The following is a 25,633-nucleotide window of genomic DNA, read 5'->3' as shown; positions in this document are numbered from 1 at the left end:
ATACATACGTTCAGGAACATGAACAGGGCGTGATCCTGGAAGTCAGGGCAGGCCGTCCGTGTGCCACTGGCAGGCCGCTCTCAGTCGAGATCGTACCGGTCGCCGATTTCAACTATTGAAAGCGCCGATGGATATGCGAAGCTGTTGGCGTGGTTGTGCAAGACGGTCGGCTCCGTGGTCATCCCCTTCCACATATCCCAGTGGGTCGGGACAAGGGTGTCAAGCTGGAGTTCGTTCGCGGCTTCGATGATCATGTTCTCATCGTTATACCACTGTGTTCGCGTGGGTTCGCCGGTTTCCTTGTCGTCGATCATCCCGACCGTTCCGAACGCGAGGACGCCGACATCGATGTCGTAGCGCTCGCCGATAGCTTCGAATTCGCCGGGACGGGCGTCGCCGCCGTGGAAGAACGTCCCGGAGTCATGTTCGAACACGTACGACACCGGATGCTCGGCGTCGGGGTCGTTGGCCGGTTCGACGTGGACGGTCACGTCACCGATATCGAGCGTGTCGCCCTCCGTGACCTCGTGGAGTTGATCGTCAGTAACGCTGTAGTTCTCCAGCCACGCCTCCTCGCGGATGACGTCGTGACCGCTGTCAGTGGTGTAGTAGTCCGCGCCCGTCCCGGCGAGAATCGGGGCCTGAGACGGCCCGTGAACGTGGTCGGTGTGTTCGTGGGTGCCCAGAACGGCGTCACACTCAGTGATGTCCTCAGGGTTGAACGGCACTGGAACCATCCGGACGGTTCGCGGCGGGTCGCCCGTACCGAGGTACGGGTCAATGAAGACGGTCGTCCCGCCGCTCGATTTCACGATGAAGCCGTTGCAGCCAAGATACCAGATCGCCAGCCCGTCAGGCGTCGCCGACTCCACCGCACGCGGGAGCCAGTCGTCCCAATCAGATTCGACTGTCATGCCGGGAGATGCCACGCCCGGTCGCTAAGGTGTTTCGAAGACGCTGTGCCGGGGCCGCTGGATGCTGTACGGATGGTTCGGCCTGACATCCGGACCCAGTTCCACGATGGTCGTAGTGTCTCCCGCTGTCTGAGAACGGAGCCCTCAGTTTATTTCCCACCTGAGAGAAATGTGACCTGTATGTACGATCACATCCTCCTCGCATCGGATGGGACAGCAGCGTCAACCAATGCCGAATCCCACGCAATTGCCCTCGCAGCGGAACACGATGCGGACCTCCACGTGCTGTATGTCGTCGACGAAGACGTGTACACGGCCTACAGCGGCGACGAGTACGTCGACGAGTCGGAAGGACCGGAACACGGCCTCGAAGAGACGGGTCAGGAGACGCTGGCCCGGATACAGGCCGACGCGGAGTCGGCCGGCGTCGACGCAACGACGACCCTGAAACACGGACGGCCAGCCGAGTCCATCATCGAAACCGCCGACGAAGCGGACGTCGATCTGCTCGTACTCGGGACGAAGCGGCGGCCGGCGGAGTACCGGAGCCTTCTCGGCAGCATCACAGACAAAGTGCTCAGGCTGAGCGAACGACCGGCGGTCGTAGTGAAAACTGAAGTCGAGGAGTAACCGCCCAGTCGGTCGAGTGGACCGCTGACTGGCGATAGCTGGCGGCGGTATCGCCGCTTCTGACCAGCTGCCTCAGGGTCAGCAGAACCGCGACCGCAAAAATCCCGGTGTTCAGTCCTCGCAGCAACCGCCGGCTTTCTGCCCGAAGTCAACGGCCAGTTCCTCAGAGACAATCTCGTTGAGTTCCTGCAGGCGCAGTTCGAGTTCGTTCTGGGCCTCCAGATAGTCGCTCATTACCGGGATGTCGTGGAGTTCCTCCTGCTTTTGCTGGACTTTCCGGAGGTCTTCCTGCGAAGCGTTCCCGGTCTGACGGGCGAGCATGAATTCCTCTCGGATCTGCTCGAACTCCTTGATAGCCGCCTGCGCCTCGTCGTGGTTCTCGACGGCGTCTTTCGTCTCCTTGAATCGCTGGTACACCGGCAGCTCGGCGATTGCCTCGCCGAACTCTGTAGCGAGCGCTTCGACGTGGTCACCGTCGATATCAGCGGCGGTATCGGTCTCGATGCTCATCATCGTCGTGTATGGGCTCGGGCGGTATAGGCCTGCCGAAACCGGGTTGTTCCGGCCAGGACCGTCGCTATACTGATCGGGCTGTAGCTTCACCCGCGGGAAAGGCGACCCAATCCAGTTATCAACTCGCATAATCGGTCGAAAACGGTATATCCGTTTCCGAGATATCACCCACAATGGCGGAAACTGCACCTGAAAGCGGTCTACTACCAGAGTCAATGGACAACAGCGGAGAGTTCTGGCTCCATGCGTTCGAGTCGCTTGTCGCGGATTTACCCGAGCCGGCGTTCGTGGTTGATGCGGACGGCGATATCACACACTGGAATCAAGCAGTGGCAAACATTCTCGGCCTTCCGGCGAGTGAGGCGGTCGGGATGAACGCCTACGATGTGTTTGGCACAGAAGGTCAAGACGAGACGCTCGCTCAGGAGGTCATCAGGACAGGGGAGCCAGTCCGCGAGGACGAGTTCCGCTCCGCCGAGCGGCCCGACGGGACGATGGCCCACGCGCGGGCGGTTGCTGTCCCACTCATGGGTCCCGGCGGGGAGGCTATCGGAGCACTGGAGTTACTGATCGATTTCAGCGATATCGTTGAACAGCGCGAAGCGCTCCAGAACCTCCAGTCACAGATGGCGACAGACGTCGAGTCGGCGGTCAGCGAAATCAGCGACTCCGCCGCAGCCGTTACCGAGCAGTCCGACGAGATCAAGGAGATGGCCGGAGAGCAGTCCGACAATCTCGACGAGGTCCAGTCCGAGGTCTCCGGATTCAGCGCCACCGTCGAGGAAATCGCCTCCAGCGCCGAGGAAGTGAGCAGCCAGAGCGGTGAGGCCAGGGAACTCGCCGAGGAATCCGTCGAAACAGCCGAGGAAACCATCGAACGCGTCGAGGATGCGACTGAGTCCGCCGAACAGGTCGCGTCGGACTCGGCGGAGCTCCGGGGCCACATCGAAGAAATCGACGAGTTTGTCGAGGTCATCAACGACATCGCGGACCAGACGAACATGCTGGCACTGAACGCCAACATCGAAGCTGCGCGGAGCAACAGCGACAGCGACGGGTTCGCGGTCGTCGCCGACGAGATCAAGGAACTGGCCGACGAGTCCAAGCAGCACGCCGACGAGGTCGAGCGTATCGTGGGGGAGGTCCGCGAAATGGCCGACGACACTGCCGAAAACGTCGAGGAAACGACTGACGCGATCCAGCAGGCGCTTACTGATCTTGAGACGGTGCTGGACAATCAGGAGGCCATTCTCGACGCCGCGTCGGAAACCGAACAGGGCATCGGCGAGGTTGCGGCGGCGACTGACGACCAGGCCGCGAGCGCCGAGGAAATCGCCAGCATGATCGACGAAATCGCACAGCGTGCCGCCGAGGTGTCTGCGTCCATCGACGAGCTGGCTGACGAAAACGAAACCCAACATCAGATGGCCCGGGACTTAGAGGAAAACGTCGAGCGTGTCGAGCGCCGACTCGCCGAGATCATGAGGTGACTGCCCGCTCATCGAAACACGGGGGTTATGACGCTCGAACGGGTACAGGGTTTCAATGAGTCAAGAGCGGACTGACGGCGACCTCCGGAACACCGGACTGTCGCTCAAACACGACCGCGAGTGGGATTACGAGCTCGACCGAATCATCGAAGCTGTCGAGGAGCGCGACGCAGAGAAGGTGGGCCTGCAGTTCCCCGAGGGACTGAAACGCCGCGGCCCGGCCGTGGCCGACGACCTCCGCGAGGAACTGCCTGACGACGTGACGGTGTTGCTCTCGGGCCAGCCCTGTTATGGGGCCTGTGACCTCGATACGTACATGATGCGCCGGACGGACGTGTTCGTCCACTTCGGTCACTCACCGATGAAGGAGTCTGACAAGATTATCTACGTGCCGCTGTTCTCCAACGTCGACGTCTTCCCCATCATGGAGCAGGCCCGTGAGGAGCAACTCGCCGACCCCGAAGAGGACCCCGACGTGGGGCTGGTGACGACGGCCCAGCACATGAACAAGTTCGAGGAGATGCGCGAGTGGCTAGAGGAGCGCGGCTACACGGTCCACACGCGCCGCGGCGACGAGCGGCTGACCCACGAGGGGCAGGTGCTTGGCTGTAACTACGCCAGCGCCGACGTGGACGCCGACCAGATGCTGTACGTCGGTGGCGGGAAGTTCCACCCGCTCGGGCTGGCGATGGAACACCCTGAGAAGCACGTCGTCATCGCGGACCCGGTCAACAACGTCGTTACCGTCGCTGACACGGAGAAGTTCATGAAGCAGCGCTACGGCGCGGTCCACCGCGCGATGGACGCCGAGTCTTGGGGGGTTATCTTCTGTACCAAAATCGGGCAGGGCCGCTGGGACAAGGCCCAGGAAATCGTCGAGAACAACGAGAACGCATACCTCATCACCATGGATGAGGTGACACCGGACCGGCTGACGAACTTCGGGATGGACGCCTACGTCAACACCGGCTGTCCGCGCATCACGACCGACGACGGCCCGCAGTTCAAGAAGCCGATGCTCACCCCCGGAGAGTACGAGATTGCCATCGGCGAGAAGCCGCTAGAATCCCTGGAGTTCGACACCTTCCACGGCACCTGGTAGCGTTCTCAGACCTGAGAACGGCGGGAATACAGTCTTATATTCCGCCAGCCGAATCTCTGTATGGCTTCTACGGAGGACACTACTCTTTTCCGCGACGTTTTCGAGGTGAACCCGGACCCGATTATGATCCACGACGCCGACACTGGGACTGTTGTCAGGGCTAACGAGGCAGCGGGCGCGTTGCTCGGGTGTCCCCCGGCGGATGTCGTCGGGATGCACGTCGGCGAGTTCAGCCCGCCGGGGTTCTCGACGGCGGACGCAAACGCCCTGATTGCGGAGGCAGCCACGTCGGGGTCGACACAGGTCGAGTGGACGACAGAGGGTCCGGATGGGGAGAGCCGGCGGGTCGAAGTGTCGCTCGAGCGCGCCGTTATCGACGACGTAACTCGTGTTGTGGCGTTCATTCACGATGTGACCGAAATCCGGCGACAGGAACGCAAACATACTGAACGGAGCCAGCAACTCCAGACACTGATCGAGAACCTTCCGGTCGTTGTGTTCACTCTCGACTCCGATGGCGTCTTCACCTACTCGGCCGGGAAGGGACTGGCCGAACTCGGTTTAGAACCCGGCGAACTCGAAGGCGTCTCGGTGTTCGAGGCGTACGGCCAGTATCCGGACATCGTCGCCGCTGTCGAGCAAGCGCTGGACGGCGAAGAGGTCCGCGTGACACAGAAAGTGGATGGCCTCGTCTTCGAGACGTGGTATCGGCCAGTGTTCGGCGATGACGGAGAACTGACGCAGGTCGTCAGCGTCGCCCGCGACATCACTGACCTCAAACAGCGTGAGGCGCGCATCGAAACACTCAGCGAAGCGACGAATGAACTGCTGTACACCCGCACGGAGCAGGCGGTCGCGGACACGGTGACACAGATCGCACAGCGCATCATCGACCAGCCACTGGCAGCGATGTGGTCCTACGACAGTGACGACGACACCCTCTATCCGATTGGTGCGACGGACGAAGCGGTCGACTTCGCGGCGGTGGAGGCAGCGTCGGATCTCCCACCGATGGGTCCCGAAAGCGACGAGAACCGCCTGTTCCACGATGGTAGTCCGACCGTCGTCGAGGACTATCAGGCGCTATCGAACCCGTCATCGCCACAGGCATCGTTGCGGACGGTGCTGTTTCTCCCGCTCGAGGACTACGGGATGCTGTGTATCGGCTCGCCGACTGTCGAATCCTTCGACAGCCACGACCGGTTCTTGCTCGATATTCTTGCGAGTACTGGGGCCGCAGCGCTTGACCGGGTCGAACGGGAGACGCGGCTCAAATCAAAGCAGACGGAACTCGAACGGTCGAACGAGGCGCTCCAGCAGTTCGCCTACATCGCCTCACACGACCTGCAGGAGCCCCTCCGGATGGTATCAAGCTACGTGGACCTGCTGGACAGCGAATACGGCGACGAGCTTGATGACGAGGCCGCCGAGTACATGGCCTTTGCCATCGACGGGGCTCGCCGAATGCAGGAGATGGTCAATGCCCTGCTCCGGTACTCGCGGGTCGAGACAACCTCGGGCGAGTTCGAGGAGACGGACCCGGAGGCGGTGATCGACCGGACGCTGGACGCCTTACAGATGCGAATAGAAGAGGTAGACGCGACCATCACAGTGGGGGCACTGCCACCCGTCGAAGCCGATCCGAACCAGGTCGGGCAGGTATTCCAGAATCTACTGGAAAACGCTATCGAGTACGCCGTGGAAGCCGGCATGGAGCCACGTATCGAGGTCAGCGCAGACAGAGATGACGACGATGTTGTGTTCACCGTCTCGGACAACGGGCCGGGGATTCCGGCGGCGGACCGCGAGGAGGTGTTCGACATCTTCCACCGGGCCGGAGCCCACGACACGGAAGGAACCGGCATCGGGCTAGCCGTCTGCCAGCGAATTGTCCTGCGCCACGACGGACGCATCTGGGTCGAACCGTCGGACGACGGCGCGACGTTCAAGTTTACGTTGCCCGCGGTAACGGAGGTGTGCGGCGATGACTGAATCCAGCGAGGGACGGCCGGTGGAGATTCTACTGGCGGAGGACAATCCCGGCGATGTCAAGCTGACCGAGAAAGCGCTGGAGAAGGGCAAGGTGCTGAACAACCTGCACGTCGTCAACAACGGTGTCGAGGCACTGGCGTTCCTCCGTCAGGAAGGCGAGTACGACGACGCACCGCGGCCTGATCTGTTGTTACTCGACCTCAATATGCCACGTAAAGGAGGGCAAGAGGTCCTCGAAGAGATGAAAGACGACGAGTCGCTTCGGCGGATTCCGGTCGTCGTGTTGACCAGTTCTGAGGCGGAGGAAGACATCATCGAATCGTACGACCTCCACGCGAACGCCTATCTGACGAAGCCAGTCGACTTCGACGGCTTCGTCGACATCGTGAGCAGCGTCGAGGAGTTCTTCCTCACGGTAGTCAAGCGGCCACCGAAATGACGATGACTGAGACGATACACCTCAACGTGCTCCTCGTCGAAGACAATCCGGGCGACGCTCAGCTCGTCGAGCATCACCTGAACTCGCCAGCCGTAGCGCACTTCGTCGATGACGTGACGATTTCCCACGTCGAGTCCTTGGCGCCGGTCGGTGAACAGCCGGACACAGCCTACGACGTGGTGCTGCTGGACCTCGGACTCCCCGAGTCAACAGGGCTCGCGACACTCGACCGGGCAACCGAGATGGTCAGGGGAGTGCCGATCATCGTTCTCACGGGCATGCAGGACCGGGAGATGGCTATCGAAGCGATCAACCGCGGCGCACAGGACTATCTGCCGAAAGCGGATCTGGACGGTGACCGACTCGTGAGGGCACTCCGGTACGCAGTCGTCAGGAGCCGCCAGCAGCGTGCGATTCAGCGCCAGACAGACCAGATGGACTTCTTCAACAGCATCCTGCAACACGATATCCTCAACGGGATGAACGTCATTCGGGCACGCGGCGAACTCCTCGAAGACACGCTCGACAGCCAGGAACGCGAGTACGCGTCGACCATCGTCCAGTGGAGCGACGACCTGATCGACCTCACGGAGAAGGTCCGGTCAGTGCTGGAGACGGTCACCGACGAGGACGGGCGAAGCCACGAACACCGGGAGCTACAGGCCGTCCTCACGGCCGCGGCGGAGCGCGCCCGGTCGGTCGGTGACGACTGTACTGTCACCGTCGAATCGGAGGCCGTTACCGTCGTCGCCGACGAACTGCTCGACGACGTGTTCGCGAACCTCTTTCTCAACGCAGTCGAACACGGTGGTGCCGATGTGACCATCGATGTGACGACGAGGGTCGAGGACGGGGTTGTCACAGTCTGTCTCGCCGACGACGGGGACGGCATTCCGAGCAGCGAGGCCCGGCGCATCTTCGAGCGCGGCGAGAAGGGCTCTGAGTCCGGCGGCACCGGCTTCGGGCTCTACTTCGTGGACACGATGGTCCGGAGCTACGGTGGCGATGTCTGGGTCGAGGACAGCGACCTTGGTGGCGCAGCGTTTTATATCGAACTCCCACACGCGACTCCGTAGAGGGAATCGATTGCCACACTGTTACCGGTCAGCCGCATTTCAGCTTCTGAGAAACGGGGCCGAATGTTCAATTCCGGGGAGGTCGAGTCTCCGGCTATGAATGATCCGCTGGACGGTGCCGAGGGTAGCGACCCGGAAGAACAGGATCGCTATCTTGCGGCTATGCAGGACCTCACTGCGGCGATGGCGGCCAGCGGAACCTCGTTTCGGGAGCGCGTCGAGCCAGTTTTGGCCGTCGGTCGAGAACACCTCGGGTTTCCGAACGGACACATCGCAGTGATCGCTGGCGACAGCCACGAAATCGTCGCCAGTAGCGGTCTACAATCCACGATTACGGCGGGTGACGAGACACCACGTTCCGAGACGTACTGTAGACACACCCTCAGCGAATCCGGGATGTACATAGTCACCAACGCAAGTGAGGAAATGGCGACTGACCCTGCCTACGAGCGGTTCGGACTAGAGGCCTACGTCGGCGCGACGTTGCGGGCGGACGGGGCGGAGTACGGAACGCTGTGTTTCGTCAACGACAGCGAGTCGATTTCGGAGTTCTCGGACTGGCAGCAGACGCTGTTCGAACATCTCACGCAGTGGGTCGAAGCAGAGATCGAACGCGAGCTAGCTGTTGATACACGCGAGCAGAGCCAGCGACTGCTGGAAGCGACGTTCAACTCACCGGAGACGTTCATCGGTATTCTCAACGCTGACGGAAACCTTCTCAGGGCGAACACAACAGCCCTCGGATTCATCGACGCCGATGACGACGCCGTCCTCGGGGAACTGTTCTGGGAAACGCCCTGGTGGAACCACAGTGACGAAGTAGCGTGCCGTTGCCAGAACGCTGTTGAGCGGGCGAGTGAGGGCGAGATGGTCAGGTTCGAGGCCGAGCATGTCGGTGCAGACGGCCAGCGTATCTCGACCGCCGTCGTGGCCCGGCCGGTAATGGTCGACGGGACCGTCCAGAAGGTAATCGTCGAGGGGACGGACATCACGGATCTCAAGCGCCGCGAAGAGCAAATGGAGTTTTTCAACAGTATTCTCAGGCACGACATCCTCAACGGGATGACAGTCATCGAGGCGCGCGCAGAAACGCTGGCAGATGCACTTACTGGGACACAGGCGGCCTACGCCGAGACGATTCTGGACTGGAGTCAGGACATCGTCGACCTCACACAGAAGGTCCGGAGCGTCCTGAGCACGATGTCAGACGATGAGCTGACCGAGGCAGAGACGATAGAATTAGGGCCGGTCGTCGAAGGGGCAACGAAAAAAGCGGTTTCAATGGCTGAAGACTGTACGCTCAGAACAGACATCCATGGCGATACCGTGGTCGTGGCTGACGACCTCCTCGACGATGTCGTCGGAAATATCTTGACGAACGCTGTCGAGCACGGCGGTCCAGGCACCACAATCGAGGTGACGACGGACCGCGTCGGCTCGATGGTCCATCTTCGCATCGCTGACGACGGACCCGGGATACCGCCCGCAGAGCGTGAGGCAATCTTCGAGAAGGGAGAGCGTGGACCCGAGTCGACGGGGACAGGGTTCGGATTGTACTTCGTGTCGGTGATGGTCAACAACTACGGCGGCGACATCTGGGTCGAAGACAGCGACCTCGGCGGCAGCGAGTTCGTCGTTACGCTCCCGGTAGCATAACCAGTGGGCATTTCCAAACGTTTTTGAATGATTTCTGCGTATTTCAGGTAATGCCGACAAAGAGTGCGCTCGCCCAGCAACTCGCCGTTGTCGCCGGATTCGACAATCCGCGGGCCAGTCTCGAACAGTACCGGACTCCGCCGAATCTGGCGGCCCATCTGGTCCATACTGCGGATCTTCAAGGCGACATTCAGGGACGGATGGTCGTCGATCTGGGCTGTGGCACCGGGATGTTGGCGCTGGGTGCAGCGTTGCGGTCGCCGGCGCGGGTTGTGGGGCTGGACATCGACCCCGCGCCGCTGTCGACGGCGCGCAAAAACGAGCGGAAGGTCGGTTCGACGACCCCAGTGTCGTGGGTTCGGGCAGATGCCACCACCGCTCCGCTGTCCCCGCCTGTCGAGGAAACGACCGTCGTGATGAACCCGCCCTTCGGCGCGCAGTCGGACAACGAACACGCCGACCGACGGTTCCTCGAAACTGCTGCGTCCATCGCAGCCGTGTCGTACTCGATTCACAACGACGGAAGCCAGTCGTTCGTCGAATCCTTCGCCGGGGACAACGGCGGCGAAGTGACCCATGCCTTCGAGACGGAGTTCGACCTGCCGCGACAGTTCGAGTTCCACGAATCGGACCGTCAGGCGATTACCGCAGAAGTGTACCGCATCGACTGGACCTAGGCCGCTTGCTGGCGGCGCTCCGCAATCTTCACACGAGTCCCATCTGTCCCCGCGTACAGCCGCGAGCGGTTCCGCTCGAAGGTCAGCCCGCCGATTCGCGTCCGCGTCATGTTCGCCGGAAGCGGTGCTTGCCCGACCGTTTCATTCCCCCGTGTTACGACCACGTCGAATCCGTTCTGCCGGGCCGCCACGGTCACGTTCCGCCCGTCGAGTATCACGTCCGCCGTCGATGGCTCCGAGGTGTACGCGGTCCGAGACTGGCCCCTCTCGCGCCTGAGCTGAACCCGGTAGACGCTGGCATTGCCAAGCACCGACCAGTCCGTCCGGTTCGCGTACACCGATTCACGCCAGGTCGAGCCACCGACCGTGACACGCTCCTTGCCGTTAACTGCGAGCTGACCCGGCTGGACGGCGGCGATCCAGACCTCCCGCTCTGCACTAGCGACGATGACGCCGCTGGCGTTGACGGTTGTCTCCGCTTGCTGCGTAGGCACCCAGATACTCTCGAAGTACGCGTTCGGAACGTTCTCGTCATAGGCCACCACGTAGTCTCTGACCTCGATGCCGTCTTCGGGGAGCTGGTCCGCTTGCAGGTCGACGACGTTCGTCGGGACGGCAGCGAGACTCAGTGCACCGAGGACGACGAGCAGCACTATCACTGCGAGTGATGCCGGGTGGCGGTCGAACGACGGGCGAAGGCGCCGGTCAGAGCCGACGGTCGCGGCGGCGACGACGAGCGCGAGGAGAAACACCAGTGCCGTCCCAGCCCAGCGGAACAACCGAAACCGGCCGCTGCCGAGCGGGATGTACACCGCCCAGAGGCCCTGTGCGACGGCGAACACGAGCGTCGCAAAGAACACCCGCAACATGTCCGGGTGTTCGTCCCGGCTCCGAAGCAACGCGAGCGCCACGACGACGCCTGCGAGTATGCCGATAGCGTGCCCCTGGATAGCGATGTTCGACCACCACGGCGTCACAAACCGGGTCTGGCCAGCGGCCGTCGACACCGGATATCGGAGTGCCGAATACAGGAGGTCGAGCACGCGGGTTCCGAGAAATGCACCGAGAAACAGCGTCGGCCGCGTCACGAGCGCGAACCCGGCAATGGCAAACACCACGCCGGAAAAGCCCACAATCGGCCCGATAGCGAACACCGCGGAGAACACACCCACGACGAACATGGCGACGGGAACAACCAGAATCCTGGCAAACGGGTTCGTCCGAAGCGACGTGAAGGTCTGGACACCCCGCTTGCGAGGGTAGTGGCCCCAGACGTACTCCGCGACCGTTCCGTACACCAGTGTGCCCATGAGGTTGCCCGTGATGTGGCCCTGACTGCCGTGAGTGAACGCCCCCGTGAGCATCCCGAACGGGTAGAAGTACGACCACGTCCGGAACGGGGTCACAAGCGGGTCCCGCGGGTGCCACCATGCGCCCTGCAGGAACAGGTACACCGCCGTGACACCCGCAATTGTCACCAGCGTCCCCCACGGGACCCCAAGCAGGAGTCGCGCCCGTACACCATCGCCCAGTCGTACACCCGAGAGTCGGCGGACGGCAAGAAGGATGACAAGCACCACGACGAGGACGACCGCTTCCTGCCATGGGAGCCACGCGGGCATGGCCGGCGTCGGCAGCGACTGCATCATTCACGCACAGTTCGGGTACGCGACGGCTTATGGATGGCGACAGGTGTCACTCGCCAACAGTGACTGATGGTGCTGGGCGAAGGCAACCGACTGTGGTAGACGCGGGACCTCAGAACATAGACAGGCCGACGCTGTACGGCCACGACGTACCAGCTACCGCAAGCAGCGACAGCGCGCCGCCGGCGAGGGCGATGTTCTTGAGGAACTGCGTCATCTCGTCCTGTACCTGCTCGTCCGGGACCGCCCAGAAGTTGTGCATCATGACGGCGGAAGCGACGAGGAACGTCGCCAGCGCCCCGGCCGCGATGACGGGGTACGCGCCGAGGATGACGAGGACGCCGCTGACGAGGAGCAATCCGCCGCTCCCGTAGACCGACGCCGCGGGTGCCGGGAGCCCTTTTGCCGCCGCGTAGGGCGTCATCTGGCCGGCGTTCTGGAAGTGGTTCAGGCCCATGAAGGCAAGCACCCCACCGAACAGGAGTCGGCCCAGCAAGAACAGCTCGCCCGCTCCGGCGGACTCAAACGCCATCAGGCGCTCACCTCCATGGCCGGAGTCGTTTCGCTACGAGACTGTCGAACCGCGATTAGTGGTTTCATTACGTTACTTGGTTCGTATCCGAACCTATTTGTACGTTCCCGGACAATGGGGATACCAGGTAGCACTGATGTCATCTGAAGTATTCACTGCCGCGGACGAGGAAGAGGAGAGCGGGCCGTGTGCCGTCATCGAGTCACTGGAACAGATCGGGTCGCGCTGGCGACTGGTCGTGCTCCACGAACTCCAGAACGGCGAACAGCGGTTCAACGAACTCAAACGGGCCACCGATGCCAGTTCTCGTACCCTCTCGCGGGTCCTCGATGATCTCCAGGAGATGGACTTTGTCGACCGACGGCTCGAAGAAGACGCGCCAGTCGCGACGTACTACCGACTCACGTCAAAGGGTGAATCCCTCTGTCCGGTGTTCGACGAAATCGAGGACTGGGCTGAGGAGTGGCTGGCCGGGTGCAAGAACTGACTGGACAACGCAGACTTTTCTATCCCCCGGCCCCATCGCTTTACCAATGGGAGTACGGCCACCAGCCGATAACAGCGACGAGCCAGACGTCATCGAGTTCGGTATCGCGGCACTCGACGCCCGCCTGTCGGACGTGGACATCGAGTATCCCGCGACCGCGAGGGAGGTCCGGGACGCCGCCGGCCACATCACGGTCCCGTTCGACGCGTCGGGCCACTCGATGACCGTCGCCGAGGCGCTTGACGAGACGAACGCCACGGAATTCGACAACGAGCAGGAGCTACTCAACGATCTCCATCCGATATTCGAGCGCAAACGGGAAGCAACCAGAAACAGTCTGCTCTCCCAGCTCCGCGCGCTGGTCCCGTTCTAAACTACTCGTCGGGCTGGTGCGGAGAGACCGCTGGCGTTGTCTCTGTATCACTCTCTCCGGTGCCCTCCGCGTCACCGACCGGCTGGTCGTTGAACACGTCCGCCGGCTGATCGCGGGTCTCGTGTGTGAGCTGGACAGCAATGTCCTCTAGACGGCGTGTCTGTTCGCGGTTTACCGCCACGAGCATATCAGACAGGACGCCGAACATGAGGAGCTGAATCCCCAGCAGAATGGCGAACGAGCCGACAACTGCGATCACCTCGTGTGAGATGCTGTTGACGACCCAGTCATAGGCCACGTACGCGCCGAGGAGGAACCCGACCACAGTGCTCCCGAGGCCAACGCTCCCAAAATAAAACAGTGGATTGTTGGTCTTTGCCATCTGGTACAGCGTCAGGATGATTGTCGCGCCGTCCCGGAACGGACGGAGGTTCGTGTCGGACTCGTCGGGCCGGGGCTGGTAGGTGATCGGCACCACCGTCGTCGAGATATTGTGTTTGACACACTCGACGGCCATCTCCGTCTCGATACCGAAGCCAGAAGCCGTCAGCGAGCTCCGCTGGAAGGACTGGCGCGTAAAGGCTCGATACCCGGAGAGGATATCGGTGAGGTCCCGTCCGTGAATCGTTTCGAAGGCACTGTTAATGATGCGGTTGCCGATCTGATTCAGTTTCGTCATCGCGCCGGGTCGCATATCCGCAAACCGGTTTCCGATGACGTGGGCGGCCTGGCCTGACAACAGCGGTTCGAGTAGCCTGTCCGCCTCGTCGGGCCGATAGGTCGCGTCGCCGTCGGCCATCAGGACGTACGGCTGCTCGATGTGACGCGTCACCGCCTCTCTGACGGCCTGCCCCTTCCCCGAGCCGGACTGTTCGACGACTCGCGCGCCGGCTGACTCGGCAGCCTCCTGTGTTCCGTCGGTCGAGCCGCCGTCAATGACGAGAACGTTGGTAAAGCCCTGCTCACGAAACCCGGACACGACCGACTCGATGGTCTCTGCCTCGTTGAACGTCGGCAACAGTATACAGACGTCGTCTCGGTCGGCCATTGACTCAACGTCATCCACGCGAAGACAAATAAATGCGGGTCTGCCCGCGTGCGGGTTTTCGGTCAGATTCTCGCAGTCGCCGATAAAAAAGCGGTGACTGCCAGGAAGCGCTGACAACAGCCGTGTCAGTCGTTGCGCTGCTCGCTCATGTGCTCCCAGACCTCCGCACAGCCACAGCCGTCTTCGATGTCTGCCAGGTGATCGTCTTCCTCTGTCTGGGATGTCGCAGTCATGTTACTCACTCTGCGAGTAACTACTCGCCGCCACCCACTAATAGATTTGGGCGGCGGGCGACGCGTTTTACATTCCCTGCCACACATGAGCGTGTATGAGCGACCCTGCGGACGTGTTCGACCTAGTCGGGCTGACCGAATACGAGGCGACAGCGCTGGAACAGCTGCTCTCGCTCGGCCGAACGACGGCCCCGAATCTCGCGGAAGCGAGCAGCATCCCCAAGGCCCGCGTCTACGGCGTGCTGGAGTCGCTCTCCGACCGCGGATTCATCAAGGTGATTCCCGGCCGTCCCAAAGAGTACCAGCCGAAATCGCCTGGCGAAATCCTCGACCGGGCCGTCGAGAACCGCAGGCAATCATACGAATCGTTTGCCACAGACATCGACTCCTACCGCGAAGCCTTCCTCGCCGAGTACGAACCACGGTTTGAACGGGCAAGCGAAGACATCTCGCCGACGGCAGAACTGTTCCACGTCGTCGACGTGGGCGAACCAAGCGAACGCGAGACCCGCCGGCTGTATGATGACGCCGAAGCGACGCTTCGTGTCATCACCAATAGCTTCGCCTACCTCGATAGCGTCGAACGCGCACTGGCGGAGACACTCGACCGTGGAGTCGAGGTCAGCGTTCTCTTCTTGCATCCCGACGAGCTACCAGCGGAGAAGGCTGCTGTTCAGGCCGACATCGTCGACCAACTGGCCTCGGAGTACCCTGCTGTCGACCTGCGATTCAGCACGGAGAAACTCCCCTGGCGCGGGACGCTCGTCGATCCGAGCATGGACTACGACAGCGGTGAGGCGATTCTACTGGTCGAGGAGCCGGACGTTCCCAACCACATGCGGCAGGCCGCACTCACGGACAACGGCTCGTTCGTCGCTGGGATGCAGCGCTACTTCGATCTGATCTGGGAGTATGAGAGCGTCGACACGGCCCGTCAGACGTAGCCAAGGTCCTCCAGTCGCTGGTATGTCCTGTCGTCGAGGTCGTCGAAGTCCTCGCCCGCCGTCTTGACGTCGCGTTCCTTTATCGACTCGAACGCACGGTCGACGTGTTCCGCACCGTCGTCGGAAACCTTGTAGGACGTCTGGGCGTCGCGGCTGACAACTGTGGCGGCGTGGTCGCGGCTAGTACAGTACTTGACAACGCCCTCGCTATCGTCTTCGAACACCGCTCGCGACGTGGCAGTCCACGGCGACAGGTCGTCGACGTACGCACCGGCACGCTCCTGCAGCGGTTCGTCGAGGCCGACCGCAGTGGCGAGGACCGGCCCGTCAGGACAGAAGCCGGCCGGCTGCCGGTCTCCGTCTCGAAGCCGATTCACGACCCGCGGAAATTCGACCAGCGACGCGGGACCGTCGACCCGTTGGGGTTCGGTCTGGCCCGGATGGCGCACGATGAGCGGGACGTGGAGCACGCTGTCGTGAATCGTGACGCCGTGCTCTGCGACCCGGACGCCCGGCCGCACGTCGCTCCGTTCGCCGAATCCTTCACCGTGGTCGCTCGTGATGACGAGGAGGGTGTTTTCGAGTTCGCCACGCTGTTCCAGTGCCGAAACCAACCGTTCGAGCTCCGCGTCCATCTGGCGAATCGCCCCATCGTACAACGACTCCACCGCCTTCTTTTGCCACCACGGCCGGTGGCCGCCGTTGAAGTCCCACTTCTGGTCCTCGAAGGAGGCCTGCAGCGACGACGCCTCCGAGCCGCCCCACTGGTCGTATTCGGGCATCGGTTCGTACGGAATGTGTGCGTCCATCAGGTTGAGACACGCCGCCCACGGCCCCTCCTGCCGGTCGCTCCAGTCCAGCAGCGAATCCACGTAGACGTCCGCCGGCGTCGACGCTCTGACGCTGTCCGGGAGGAGCCGCTTGTAATCGGACTGGAGTTTCGTCGCCACACCGTTTGCCAGCGACCGGAGCGGCGCGTCGTCTGTTAGCGCGAGTTTGACGAACTCCGCGTACTGGCCCCGCCCCTCGTTCGAGACGAACTCGTGGGGATTGACTGCGCCCGGGAACGGGACGTTCCGTGCACCGACGACCTCGTCGAACCCGTCCCGGAGTCCGACATCGACGGCCGTCAGCCAGTCGTTCTCGGTGAACACGCCCGTTTCGTAGCCGTCCTCGCGCAACTGCGAGAATACCGACGCCGAGGGGTCCAGCCGGTGGCCCGCCGAGACGACGCCGTGTTCTTCGACGTGTAGACCGGAGAAGATGCTCGCGTGGCTCGTGACGCTCCGCGCACCGGGGGCCCGGGCCTGCTCGTACAGTGTCGCCCGCTCCGCGGCAAAGGAGTCCAGAAACGGCGTCGTCTCGTTGACGTGGCCGTAGGCGCTGAGGTTCTGTGCCCGGGCGCTGTCGAGGATGACCAGCAAGACGTTTGGATCGTCCGACATAGCTACATATACCCGAGGTCTTCGAGATGCTCCTTGACTTCCTCCCCTGACCGGTCGCCGTCGTGCGACGCCGTCACCTGCGGCGTCGACGTGTGGTCGGTCCCGTCGAGTTCTGCTTCGATGGCCGCACGGACGTCGACGACGCTCTCGATCGCGTCGACCATGGCCGCGTCGGTCCCCGCAATCATCGCCTCGTCGGTGTGGACCCCGTCCTGCAGACCGTGGTCGCTGACGAGCAGTAGCTCGTCGTTGTCACCGAGGTCGTCACGGACCTCGCCGACGAACTCGTCGAGTTCCTCGTAGGCGCGGTCCTGCAGCGATGGCTGTTCGTACGCGACGTGGCCGACGAGGTCGAGCCCGCTCGTGTATGCAAACACCAGTTCGTGTCGGCCGCCTCTGAGCGCCCGTCGTGCGCGAGCGAGGCGAACCATCGACATTTCGAGGCACTGCTCGTAGAACAGCGCCGGGTCCGTCGACGAGTGCCCGCCTTTCGCTTCGAGGTCGCGCTCGAAGAGGTCGCCGAGGTTTCGCCGAAGGCTGTGCTCGCGGTCCTCGGTGTCCGGGTCGATCACGTAGTTCGGGATGCCGATTGGTGCCGCCTCTCGGCCGTCGAACACTGTCGACAGGCCGTTCTCCTCGTAATACGTCGCCGGGATCCGAAACGCGTCCTGTTCGGTGTTATTCAGTAGCCACGCCCCGAGACGCGTCTGCAGCCCCGACGGGAGGAGGTAATCCGCGGCAGCGCTCCCGAATCGGAGGGCAGGGTTCTCCCAGGCGACGCCGTTGTCGAGCGTGATCCCGTGTTCCGGTGGCCTGAGGCCGGTAATGATCGTCGGCCAGAGTTCGTGCGTGCTGGGGCCGCCCTCGACGCTCCTGATCGTCTCGATAGCGTGGTGATCAGCGAGCGTCAAATTCGGATGTGCCGTCGAGTCTACTAGTTCCGGGTCGAGTGCATCGATACCCAGCACTACGAGGACCATATTTACCTCGAACGTCTCAGTCGACGGCTTAAGACCTTTCGATGCACGCGATAGACGTCGGTGCGACCTTAGCCAGACAGCGAACGGTACAGGTCGAGGTACTCCTCCGCGATTTTCTGCCAGTCGTACTTCTCCTCAACACGGTCTCGTGCCTGTCTGGCTATATGTTTCGTGAGTTCGTAATCGGAGAGCAAGGTGGTGACGGCGTCTGCGATTGGTTCCGGTGACTCTGTCGGAACGACAAAGCCCTCCTCCCCGTCGCGGACCATCTCGCGCGCCCCGGATATATCGGTGACGACCACCGGACAGCCGGTTGACATCGCTTCCAGACGGACGAGGGAGAAGCTCTCCGACCGGGACGGGTGGATGAAGGCACGCGCCTGCGACAGGTGTTCCCGGACGATTGACTGGTCGACGTACCCGTGGAACGTGACGTTCTCCTCCAGATCGAGGTGCTCAACCTGCTCGTGCAGTTCGTCTTCCAGCGGCCCATCACCGAAGATGTTGAGATGGACATCTGGATGCTCCTGTCGGATTATGTCAAGTGCATCGAACAGGATATCGTAGCCCTTCCGTTCCCTGAGACTCCCGATAGCCACGAGCACCTTGGAGTCGGCAGGCTCGCTGTACTCGAAGAGATCCGGATCCACGCCGAGCGGGATCGTCCGGAGCTTTGACTCGTCGACCAACTCGGCGTACACGTCCCGAGCTTCCTCGTGGACGACGACGACCCGGTCAGCGGCTTCCAGCGTTCGCTCGAATAGTTCCATCCGGGGCGGGTCCAGAACCGCGTCACGCGTTGCGTCGACAGCCGCGTGTAGCGGGTCCGTAAGTGGACGCGGCAGATCCGACCCCACCCACGAGGAGACCATGCGGTTGAACTCCTCAGCCATAATCGCGTGTCCCGCCTGACATGGTCCGATGACGATCGGGACGTCTCCCTGAAGGCCCGAAACCAGAAGCGGATTGAACCACCGATAGCTAAGGTTCATATGGTGGTATATGTCTACAGGACCAGTGCGTAAATCTCCCAGAAGCGTCCGGTACAACTTCACGTAGTACGCGATCCGGTTAGCGCCACCGAGCGGGTACACAGTGACGTTTTCGGGGTCAAGCCGGTCGGAGACCGTCCGCGTGTACGTGTCGACAGTAAAGTCGTCGTCGTAGAGATTATTCAAGAGATTGTAGCTCTTCCCGTATTCGTCGTTGGACATATCCGCCTTGGTCGGCCCGACGAGAACCCGCGGCATGAGTGGTGGTGGAGCAGTGGTGGAGTTAACCGTTATATCTGGCGTTTTGGCATTGATCACGCTCGGTATTTTACGCGCCGCAGTTCACGAAAGACATATTATTGCCACTCCGGTCACTCAACACAATGGATCCGCCGAACGTTCTCCTCGTCATTCTCGATAGCGTCCGGGCGAAAAACATGAGTCTCTACGGGTACGGTGCCCGGACGACGCCGTTTCTCGAACGGTTCGCCGACGAGGCAGAGGTGTACGAACAGGCGCGTGCGCCGAGTATTCACAGCGTTGCGAGCCACGCGAGCATTTTTACCGGTTATCACGTCCCTGAGCACGGCGTGACCAAGCACGAATCGGAACTGGACCCGGAGAGCACGATCTGGCGCGAGCTCGCGGACGACTACGGCTATGAGACGGGTGTCTTCACCCCAAACGTCGTCGTCAGCGTCTCCTCGAACCTCGTCGAACCGTTCCAGACTGTCGACGGGCCGCGACAGGACCCGGGTCACCGCTACTTTGAGGAGGGAATCGCACCCTCAGATGTCGAAGGGCATCAGACGAACCGCGAGTACCTCACTCGGTGTTTCAACAGCGATGCGCCGCTGCGGTCGGTGATCAACGGGCTGTACTTCCAGTATTACGACGGCGGAACCGAGGCGGAAGACGAGTCAGCCACTGAATACATCGATTCGTTTCTGGACTGGTCAGGGTCCCGGAACGGGCCATGGGCGGCGTGTCTCAACCTGATGGGCGCACACTACCCGTACGAGCCGGGCGCGGAGTACGATCAGTGGGGTGGCGACGAGTTACAGGCCCTCCACGATTCCCTGCCGGCCCCACCGTCACGAGAGATTGCCACCGACGGGGACTGGTGGAAGCTCCGGGCGGTGGAGAGTCTCTACGACGGGTGTATCAGGCAACTCGATGCCGCGATGGAGTCCCTCACAGCGGCGCTCAGGGACCGAGGCGATCTAGACGAAACACTGCTGGTCATCACAAGCGACCATGGCGAGGGATTCGGCGAGCGAAGTCGTATCGACCCCAGTGTTCAGGTCGCGGACCACAGCTGGGGGATCAGCGAGGTACAGACGCACGTCCCGCTCGTCGTTAGCCGGCCGGGCGAGTCAGACGGCGTCGTCGAGAACCGGATCGCGAGCCTCACCCGGTTCCCCGACGTAGTCAGAAACGAGATCGACGGCGAGCGTGGATCGTTCACCGTCGACGATCATGCGATTGCCATGACCCACCGTCTCGAACAGCCGGAACGAGTGTTACCGGCAGCGTGTCAGGACCGGTCGAAATACGGCGGCCCGTGGCGAGCGGTCTATCGACAGGACGGCGACCGCGTCAGAAAGGTCGCCGACCACGGATCGACGGCGCGAACGATACTGATAGAGAACGCTCAGGTGTCCTATCCGCGAGACGACGAGGAATCGTCTCTGGGAGCCGTTTACGACAGCTTCGAAACTAAGGGCGTTCGGAAGGATCAGAAGGACGGACAGGCGCTTGATGATGATGTCGAAAAACAGCTGGAAGAGCTGGGCTATCTCCGGTAATCAGCTTCACCGGTTATCGCAGTGAAGCGACTTGCGGGATGTTGTCGAGGACTACAGTCCGGAACTGAGACGAGATAGACACTAACACTGCGAAATAGGTGGCCGCCCCAAGGATGATAAGTGCGGTCGTCGCGACCTCGTTGGGGAACGGTTCGTTCGCCCGCGTTAGCACACCGTTGAGAACGGTGACGAGTATCCCCATCGCTACCGTCGCACCAATCTGTCGCAAGATTTCGGTGACTGGAACACTGAAGTCGAGATGTCTGCCAAGGATGAGATAGCCACCGATCAGGCTCAGGAGCGAAGACAGCGCGGACGCCAGCGCAGCCCCGGTCATACCGATGGTATAGACAAGCGCCGCGTTCAGTGTCACGTTCGAGGCGATCAGTATCCCGTTTACCTTGAACGCCGCCTTCGGTTGGTCGATCCCCCCGAGCGCGTTCGTGAACTGCTTCTGGTAGCCGTAGAACAACACAGAGAGAATAAGCAGCCCGAGGACCTGTGCCCCCTGTACGAACTCGTCACCGTAGATTCGAAGGATGCGATTGGACAACAACAGCCCGCCGACGAGACCGGGTATCGTCACCAACCCGGTGTACGAGAGCGCATCCTCTACGAGGGATGCGACCTGTTGGTCTCGATCGTCTACCGACAGCTTGCTCAGTTCTGGAAACAGCGCGCCACTGATCGACGTACTGAAGATAATGAGGAAGTTCGCGATGTTCCAGGTGATCCCATAGACGCCGACGAGCGAACTCGGCACGAACAGCCCGAGAATGATAACGTCGGCTTGCTGGAACGTTTTCCCTTCGAGCCGCCCCATCCAAGCGTACTTCGCGTAGTCGACGAGACGCTCGAAGTGTTTCTTCTCCGGAAGGTTGTACGGTCCACCGAGAACGTAGAGCCCGGCGACCACGAGGACGAGGCCACCCAGCGCATACCCCATGACGAGCGCAGTCAATCCGAAGCTGAGAAGTACACCTCCGACCTGCAGGACCGTCCTGGCGATTCGTCGTGCAACCTTGAGCACCGCCGCGACGTGGACCATGTGGGCCCCGTTGAGCATCGCATCGACGTACGACCCGAGTAGTCCAACCGCGAGAAGGATAATTACGAACCCGATATGGTCGACATCAAAGCTGCTGGTGACGACGTCCTGAAACAGCAACAGACCGACAATGATTACGCCACCGATGGCTGCAATTGTGAGCCCCCCCGCAAGCTTGTACTCCCCTATGTCCGTCCCCTCGCTGACCCGTTTCGTAATCGCGCTGCCGATTCCGATAGATCCCAGAAGCGAGAGCCACGCAACGATAGAGAGCAAGAGATAGTATCTCCCGAGGACTTCCGCACCGAGTAATCGTGCGAACAGGATCGTGGCGATGAAGCCGGCCGCAGAAGAGAGCCCCTTCGAAACGAAAGAGATGAACGATGTTTGTCCGATTCGCATCCGTATGCATCAGGAGATGGACAAGACGTTATTAGAACTTGTTGATATCTCTGTGAGTGGGTGTGTAAATCAGCGTATACCGTGGTAACGCGCCTAATCAGCCTGTGAGGCGATAGGTGACGTGCCGACTATCGGAACGCTGGCCAATCAGCAAGATAGCACACCTACAGCCGCTTGAGTATCGACCTGTACCGCTCACAGGCCGCCTCAAAGCTGTACTCAGTCTCGATTCGGTTGCGTCCGTTCTCGCTGATGTTGTCAAGATCGTCTCGGTCCAGACTATCGAGTATAGTCTGTCGAAGCGCCGGCGGCTCCCGTGAATCAAGCAGGAAGCCGGTTTCGCCCTCGCGGACAACGTCTGGAACGCCCGAAACCGGTGAGGCCAGTACCGGCGTTCCGCAGGCCAGCGCTTCCAGTATTGTCGTCGGTAGTCCCTCCGTCGGCTGTGACGGCAACACGAGCAGCGAGAGATCGTTGAGTTGGTCGGGCACATCGTCGTGATCCACCCAGCCGGTGAGTTCGACTGCGCCGCGCTCGATTTCAGACGCGAGTTCGGTTTCCAGCCACTCCCGGAGGTCACCGTCGCCGATGAACCGGAAGGTCACGTCGTCGGGTAGCTCTGTGGCGACAGCAGCGAGTTCGCGGACGTTCTTTTCTTCGTCAAGCCGACCGAGGAACCCGACGATGCGGTCGCGGTCGGCGTAGGGCTGCTGGACGCGAAATTCATCCGTCCGGACGTAGCGCGCCCCCGTCGGATACACGGTCGGGGATTCCGGATGCAGGTCCAGTTGGCGGGCCATCTCGGGCGTGTATGTGATGACCCCGTGAGCCGCGGCGAAGCCGGCTCGTTCAAGTGCACGGACGGCACTGGCGAGCCCGGCAGCCACCGGGTCCGGCAACTGCTGTTCCCAGTTCAGCCGGAGCGTCAGCGGCACATCACCGCGGGGTTCGACGAGAACCGTTTTACCGAGCAACCGAGCCGCGATAATGGGAAGCAGGTACGACGTTGCGCCGAAAAACAGGACTACGTCTTCGTCACGGTCGGCGATGACGCGGCACATCCGGAGCTGGTTCAACAGGAACCGGACGGCGGCGGTGACGACGGAGTCGCCCGCGCCTTTCTGCGTGAGCTCGACGAGTTCGTGCCGGTCGCGAATCTCGGAATCAGCCGGCAGATCAGCCGTCACGAGCGCGACCGATGTCACAGCCGACAGGATGTCGAGCAGGCTTCGTGTGGCGTTCTCGCCAGCAGCGGCGAGGGGATGGGTCACGACGCAGACACTCGGGAGTGATTCGTCAGTCATAGAATCCACTTTCGTTCGGTGTCACGGGTGATTCGCTGGCTACTCTGTAGTGTCTGTGGGCGGAGAGAACGGGTCCCGGGGAGTGATTTCGACATATAGTTGTCATTAGCAAGCCGGTTCATCGTCTATCCGCTTTAGCACGACGATAGTCGGGTTTCCGTCTTCGGGGAACGACGAAAGTCCGGCGCTGTCTCTGAACTTTCGCTCCGCGCTGAGTTCGGTGTCCACCGGCGGACCGAACGTCCGGACGATTTCGTAGTCCTCCTCGGCAAACAGCGCCGACATGCGTTCAGTCACACCCGGGTACACGGACGGATCCTTGAAAAAGCGGAAGTAGTGGTAACTGGAGAGCACGACGTACTCGGGCGCGTTACAGTCCAGTCGTTCAAGCCCCGGCTGCCACTCCTCGCGAGGGAACGTCGAATGAATGACGTACCGGTTCACGGTCGCTTCTTCGGGGAACTCCGGGAGGTACACGCGCTGGGAATACACGTCGACAGTATCAGCGCTATCCAGATTCGCGTGTGTCCACTCAGTTGCCTCCTGCCGGGACTGGCTGACATCGGCGACACCGGCGACAGTGTGTACGCCCGAAAAGACGACGACGAGCGTGAGAAATCCGATGCCGACCACGCGCATTGAGCGATCGGATCGGGTCAGATCGGACCCGGCGACGCCGGCGAGGACCGCGAGAACCGGGAATAACGGCATCACACGCGGGAACTGTGTCATGTTCCCCTGAGTGATGACTGCGAAGTACGGGATAGCATAGAGAAGCAACAACCAGACCGCACTGTCAAGGGTGCCTCGCAAGAGGAAAGCGATGACGAGTAGTACGGACAGTATCGAAAACAGGAACAGTACGATGCCCTGTCCTTCGGCGAGGTGTGCAAGCTGAATGAGCCACCCGGGGTCAGACCAGTTGTACGAGACGGAGTCGCTCGTACTGCGGACGACGTACCGAGAAATCTCATCGGCCCACGACACTGGATGGAAAAAGATTGACGGGGTCGTGGCGATGTAACCGAGTATAGTTAGCGTCGGGTACCTCCAAACCGCTTTGATGAACTCACCGACGGTCCCCGATTCGTCCCAGTGGCGTTCGATGATGACGATAGCAATAGGCAAGACGAGGAGCCCGGCGGTTGCCTTCGTCGACGCTGCTAAACCAGCGACCAGTGCGGCAGCCAACAACGTTCTGGTCTCTCTCGAATGAAACGCACGAACCGTTAGCAGGAATCCGAGCATGAGGAAGAACGTCATCGGGACGTCCTCAGTAGCGTAGTGGGCGGTGAGGACATACCCGACAGAAGTCGTGAGAAAAACGGACGCGAGGATTCCGGCACGGCGGTCCAGTAGTTCTCTACCAAGGTAATAGAGGACGACAACAGTCCCGACACCGAACAAGACAGATACAAGCCGACCGGCGAACAGCACGTCGTAGAAGGCTGTGAGAAGGTCGGGAGACACACCCCAGCTCGGCGAGCTTCCGACGCTGGCTGCGCCCGACATGATGTCGCCGAACTGTCCGGTCACAAGCCAGTACAGCGTCACCGGGACGAAAGAGAGCGCCAGAAGGTAGAGGTGGAGGTTCCCGCCTTTCCGGAAGTTATCGATGAAGGGGTTCTGCTCGTATCCCATCCTGAGAGCGAGTTCGATAGCGCCGGTTTCGTCCGGAAACGTCAGATGCGGCCGCAGTCGCCAGGTACCGAAGACCATCAGCAGGAACGCAGCGAGCGCGATGAGCGGCACAAACGGCTCACGTCGGACCGACTTGCTGATTCTGTTCCACAGGATAGAGGGCATTTCCTCGTGATTGACCACTGACTGTAATAGTCTGTACGGTTCCGGGAGACAGCACCCCGATTACAGGCATGCGTGTTGATTTTGTATACGTCTCTT

At 61.4% G+C, this 25,633-nt stretch carries 23 protein-coding genes; 12 read left to right on the top strand and 11 right to left on the bottom strand.

All coding sequences use genetic code 11. The features are described 5' to 3' along the window. Window positions 1-80 precede the first annotated feature (80 nt). Window positions 81-914, bottom strand: a complete 834-nt coding sequence (locus DVK01_RS16880) for an MBL fold metallo-hydrolase (protein ID WP_101349832.1) — start codon at window positions 912-914, stop codon at window positions 81-83. Between the two features lie 180 nt (window positions 915-1,094). Between DVK01_RS16880 and DVK01_RS16875 the strand changes: the two genes are divergently transcribed. Then, on the top strand, window positions 1,095-1,544 hold the full coding sequence (locus DVK01_RS16875; RefSeq protein ID WP_101349831.1) for a universal stress protein: 450 nt from the start codon (window positions 1,095-1,097) through the stop codon (window positions 1,542-1,544). Window positions 1,545-1,655: 111 nt separating this feature from the next. Here DVK01_RS16875 and DVK01_RS16870 read toward each other — a convergent pair whose 3' ends face one another. After that, window positions 1,656-2,054: a YlbF family regulator gene (locus DVK01_RS16870; RefSeq protein WP_008309674.1), complete on the bottom strand. Its 399-nt coding sequence runs from the start codon at window positions 2,052-2,054 to the stop codon at window positions 1,656-1,658. Window positions 2,055-2,272: 218 nt separating this feature from the next. Between DVK01_RS16870 and DVK01_RS16865 the strand changes: the two genes are divergently transcribed. The 7 genes from DVK01_RS16865 to DVK01_RS16835 all read left to right on the top strand — a co-directional run bounded on the left by DVK01_RS16865 (window position 2,273) and on the right by DVK01_RS16835 (window position 10,489). Next, window positions 2,273-3,547: a methyl-accepting chemotaxis protein gene (locus tag DVK01_RS16865; RefSeq protein WP_121537665.1), complete on the top strand. Its 1,275-nt coding sequence runs from the start codon at window positions 2,273-2,275 to the stop codon at window positions 3,545-3,547. 55 nt (window positions 3,548-3,602) lie between these two features. Continuing rightward, window positions 3,603-4,649 carry a diphthamide biosynthesis enzyme Dph2 gene (gene dph2, locus DVK01_RS16860; protein WP_101349829.1) on the top strand — a complete coding sequence of 349 codons (1,047 nt, stop codon included), beginning with the start codon at window positions 3,603-3,605 and terminating at the stop codon, window positions 4,647-4,649. A gap of 60 nt (window positions 4,650-4,709) precedes the next feature. Continuing rightward, entirely contained in the window at window positions 4,710-6,641 is a 1,932-nt protein-coding gene (locus tag DVK01_RS16855) for an ATP-binding protein (RefSeq protein ID WP_121537663.1), read from the top strand. Continuing rightward, on the top strand, window positions 6,634-7,080 hold the full coding sequence (locus DVK01_RS16850) for a response regulator (protein WP_101349827.1): 447 nt from the start codon (window positions 6,634-6,636) through the stop codon (window positions 7,078-7,080). Before DVK01_RS16855 ends, DVK01_RS16850 begins: the two co-directional genes overlap by 8 nt. 2 nt (window positions 7,081-7,082) lie before the next feature. Next, window positions 7,083-8,156, top strand: a complete 1,074-nt coding sequence (locus DVK01_RS16845; protein ID WP_101351418.1) for an ATP-binding protein — start codon at window positions 7,083-7,085, stop codon at window positions 8,154-8,156. Between the two features lie 96 nt (window positions 8,157-8,252). After that, the gene (locus tag DVK01_RS16840) at window positions 8,253-9,812 is read left to right on the top strand and encodes an ATP-binding protein (protein WP_101349826.1); all 1,560 of its coding nucleotides are present in this window, start codon (window positions 8,253-8,255) and stop codon (window positions 9,810-9,812) included. A 50-nt stretch (window positions 9,813-9,862) separates the two neighbouring features. Next, window positions 9,863-10,489, top strand: a complete 627-nt coding sequence (locus DVK01_RS16835; RefSeq protein ID WP_101349825.1) for an METTL5 family protein — start codon at window positions 9,863-9,865, stop codon at window positions 10,487-10,489. Here DVK01_RS16835 and DVK01_RS16830 read toward each other — a convergent pair. Together DVK01_RS16830 and DVK01_RS16825 are read right to left on the bottom strand one after the other, a co-directional pair. After that, entirely contained in the window at window positions 10,486-12,138 is a 1,653-nt protein-coding gene (locus DVK01_RS16830; protein WP_101349824.1) for a rhomboid family intramembrane serine protease, read from the bottom strand. The genes DVK01_RS16835 and DVK01_RS16830 overlap by 4 nt on opposite strands. Window positions 12,139-12,247: 109 nt before the next feature. Continuing rightward, complete coding sequence (locus tag DVK01_RS16825) at window positions 12,248-12,667, bottom strand: DoxX family protein (RefSeq protein WP_101349823.1); 420 nt, start codon at window positions 12,665-12,667, stop codon at window positions 12,248-12,250. A 136-nt stretch (window positions 12,668-12,803) separates the two neighbouring features. On the opposite strand from DVK01_RS16825, the gene DVK01_RS16820 reads away from it, so the two are divergent. Both DVK01_RS16820 and DVK01_RS16815 read left to right on the top strand, forming a co-directional pair. Beyond that, window positions 12,804-13,154, top strand: coding sequence for a helix-turn-helix domain-containing protein (locus tag DVK01_RS16820; RefSeq protein WP_101349822.1), 351 nt, complete (start codon window positions 12,804-12,806; stop codon window positions 13,152-13,154). Window positions 13,155-13,200: 46 nt separating this feature from the next. Continuing rightward, window positions 13,201-13,527, top strand: a complete 327-nt coding sequence (locus DVK01_RS16815) for a hypothetical protein (protein WP_101349821.1) — start codon at window positions 13,201-13,203, stop codon at window positions 13,525-13,527. Between the two features lies 1 nt (window position 13,528). Here the strand turns inward: DVK01_RS16815 and aglJ are convergent, their stop codons facing one another. Continuing rightward, window positions 13,529-14,575, bottom strand: a complete 1,047-nt coding sequence (gene aglJ, locus DVK01_RS16810) for an S-layer glycoprotein N-glycosyltransferase AglJ (RefSeq protein WP_121537661.1) — start codon at window positions 14,573-14,575, stop codon at window positions 13,529-13,531. A 328-nt stretch (window positions 14,576-14,903) separates the two neighbouring features. Between aglJ and DVK01_RS16805 the strand changes: the two genes are divergently transcribed. Next, window positions 14,904-15,752 (top strand): TrmB family transcriptional regulator, encoded by an 849-nt coding sequence (locus DVK01_RS16805; protein ID WP_101349819.1) that lies wholly within the window; start codon window positions 14,904-14,906, stop codon window positions 15,750-15,752. Here the strand turns inward: DVK01_RS16805 and DVK01_RS16800 are convergent. The 3 genes from DVK01_RS16800 to DVK01_RS16790 form a co-directional block, all read right to left on the bottom strand. Beyond that, window positions 15,743-17,197 (bottom strand): sulfatase, encoded by a 1,455-nt coding sequence (locus tag DVK01_RS16800; RefSeq protein ID WP_101349818.1) that lies wholly within the window; start codon window positions 17,195-17,197, stop codon window positions 15,743-15,745. The genes DVK01_RS16805 and DVK01_RS16800 overlap by 10 nt on opposite strands. A 2-nt stretch (window positions 17,198-17,199) precedes the next feature. Next, a complete protein-coding gene (locus DVK01_RS16795; protein WP_101349817.1) occupies window positions 17,200-18,177 on the bottom strand; it encodes an alkaline phosphatase family protein in 978 nt (325 codons plus the stop codon). A gap of 68 nt (window positions 18,178-18,245) precedes the next feature. Next, window positions 18,246-19,427: a glycosyltransferase gene (locus DVK01_RS16790; protein WP_101349816.1), complete on the bottom strand. Its 1,182-nt coding sequence runs from the start codon at window positions 19,425-19,427 to the stop codon at window positions 18,246-18,248. A 125-nt stretch (window positions 19,428-19,552) separates the two neighbouring features. Here DVK01_RS16790 and DVK01_RS16785 point away from each other — a divergent pair, with 125 nt between their 5' ends. Further along, a complete protein-coding gene (locus DVK01_RS16785; protein WP_101349815.1) occupies window positions 19,553-20,977 on the top strand; it encodes a sulfatase-like hydrolase/transferase in 1,425 nt (474 codons plus the stop codon). A gap of 13 nt (window positions 20,978-20,990) precedes the next feature. Here the strand turns inward: DVK01_RS16785 and DVK01_RS16780 are convergent, their stop codons facing one another. The 3 genes from DVK01_RS16780 to DVK01_RS16770 form a co-directional block, all read right to left on the bottom strand. Then, on the bottom strand, window positions 20,991-22,427 hold the full coding sequence (locus DVK01_RS16780; protein WP_101349814.1) for an oligosaccharide flippase family protein: 1,437 nt from the start codon (window positions 22,425-22,427) through the stop codon (window positions 20,991-20,993). Between the two features lie 164 nt (window positions 22,428-22,591). Beyond that, a complete protein-coding gene (locus DVK01_RS16775) occupies window positions 22,592-23,731 on the bottom strand; it encodes a glycosyltransferase family 4 protein (protein WP_101349813.1) in 1,140 nt (379 codons plus the stop codon). A 105-nt stretch (window positions 23,732-23,836) separates the two neighbouring features. Further along, the gene (locus DVK01_RS16770; protein ID WP_101349812.1) at window positions 23,837-25,537 is read right to left on the bottom strand and encodes a glycosyltransferase family 39 protein; all 1,701 of its coding nucleotides are present in this window, start codon (window positions 25,535-25,537) and stop codon (window positions 23,837-23,839) included. Window positions 25,538-25,633 lie beyond the last annotated feature (96 nt).

It is taken from the genome of Haloarcula sp. Atlit-120R (genome assembly GCF_003665885.1).
In the GTDB taxonomy this organism is placed as follows: domain Archaea; phylum Halobacteriota; class Halobacteria; order Halobacteriales; family Haloarculaceae; genus Haloarcula; species Haloarcula taiwanensis.
This window is presented reverse-complemented; position numbering and strand designations above follow the sequence as displayed.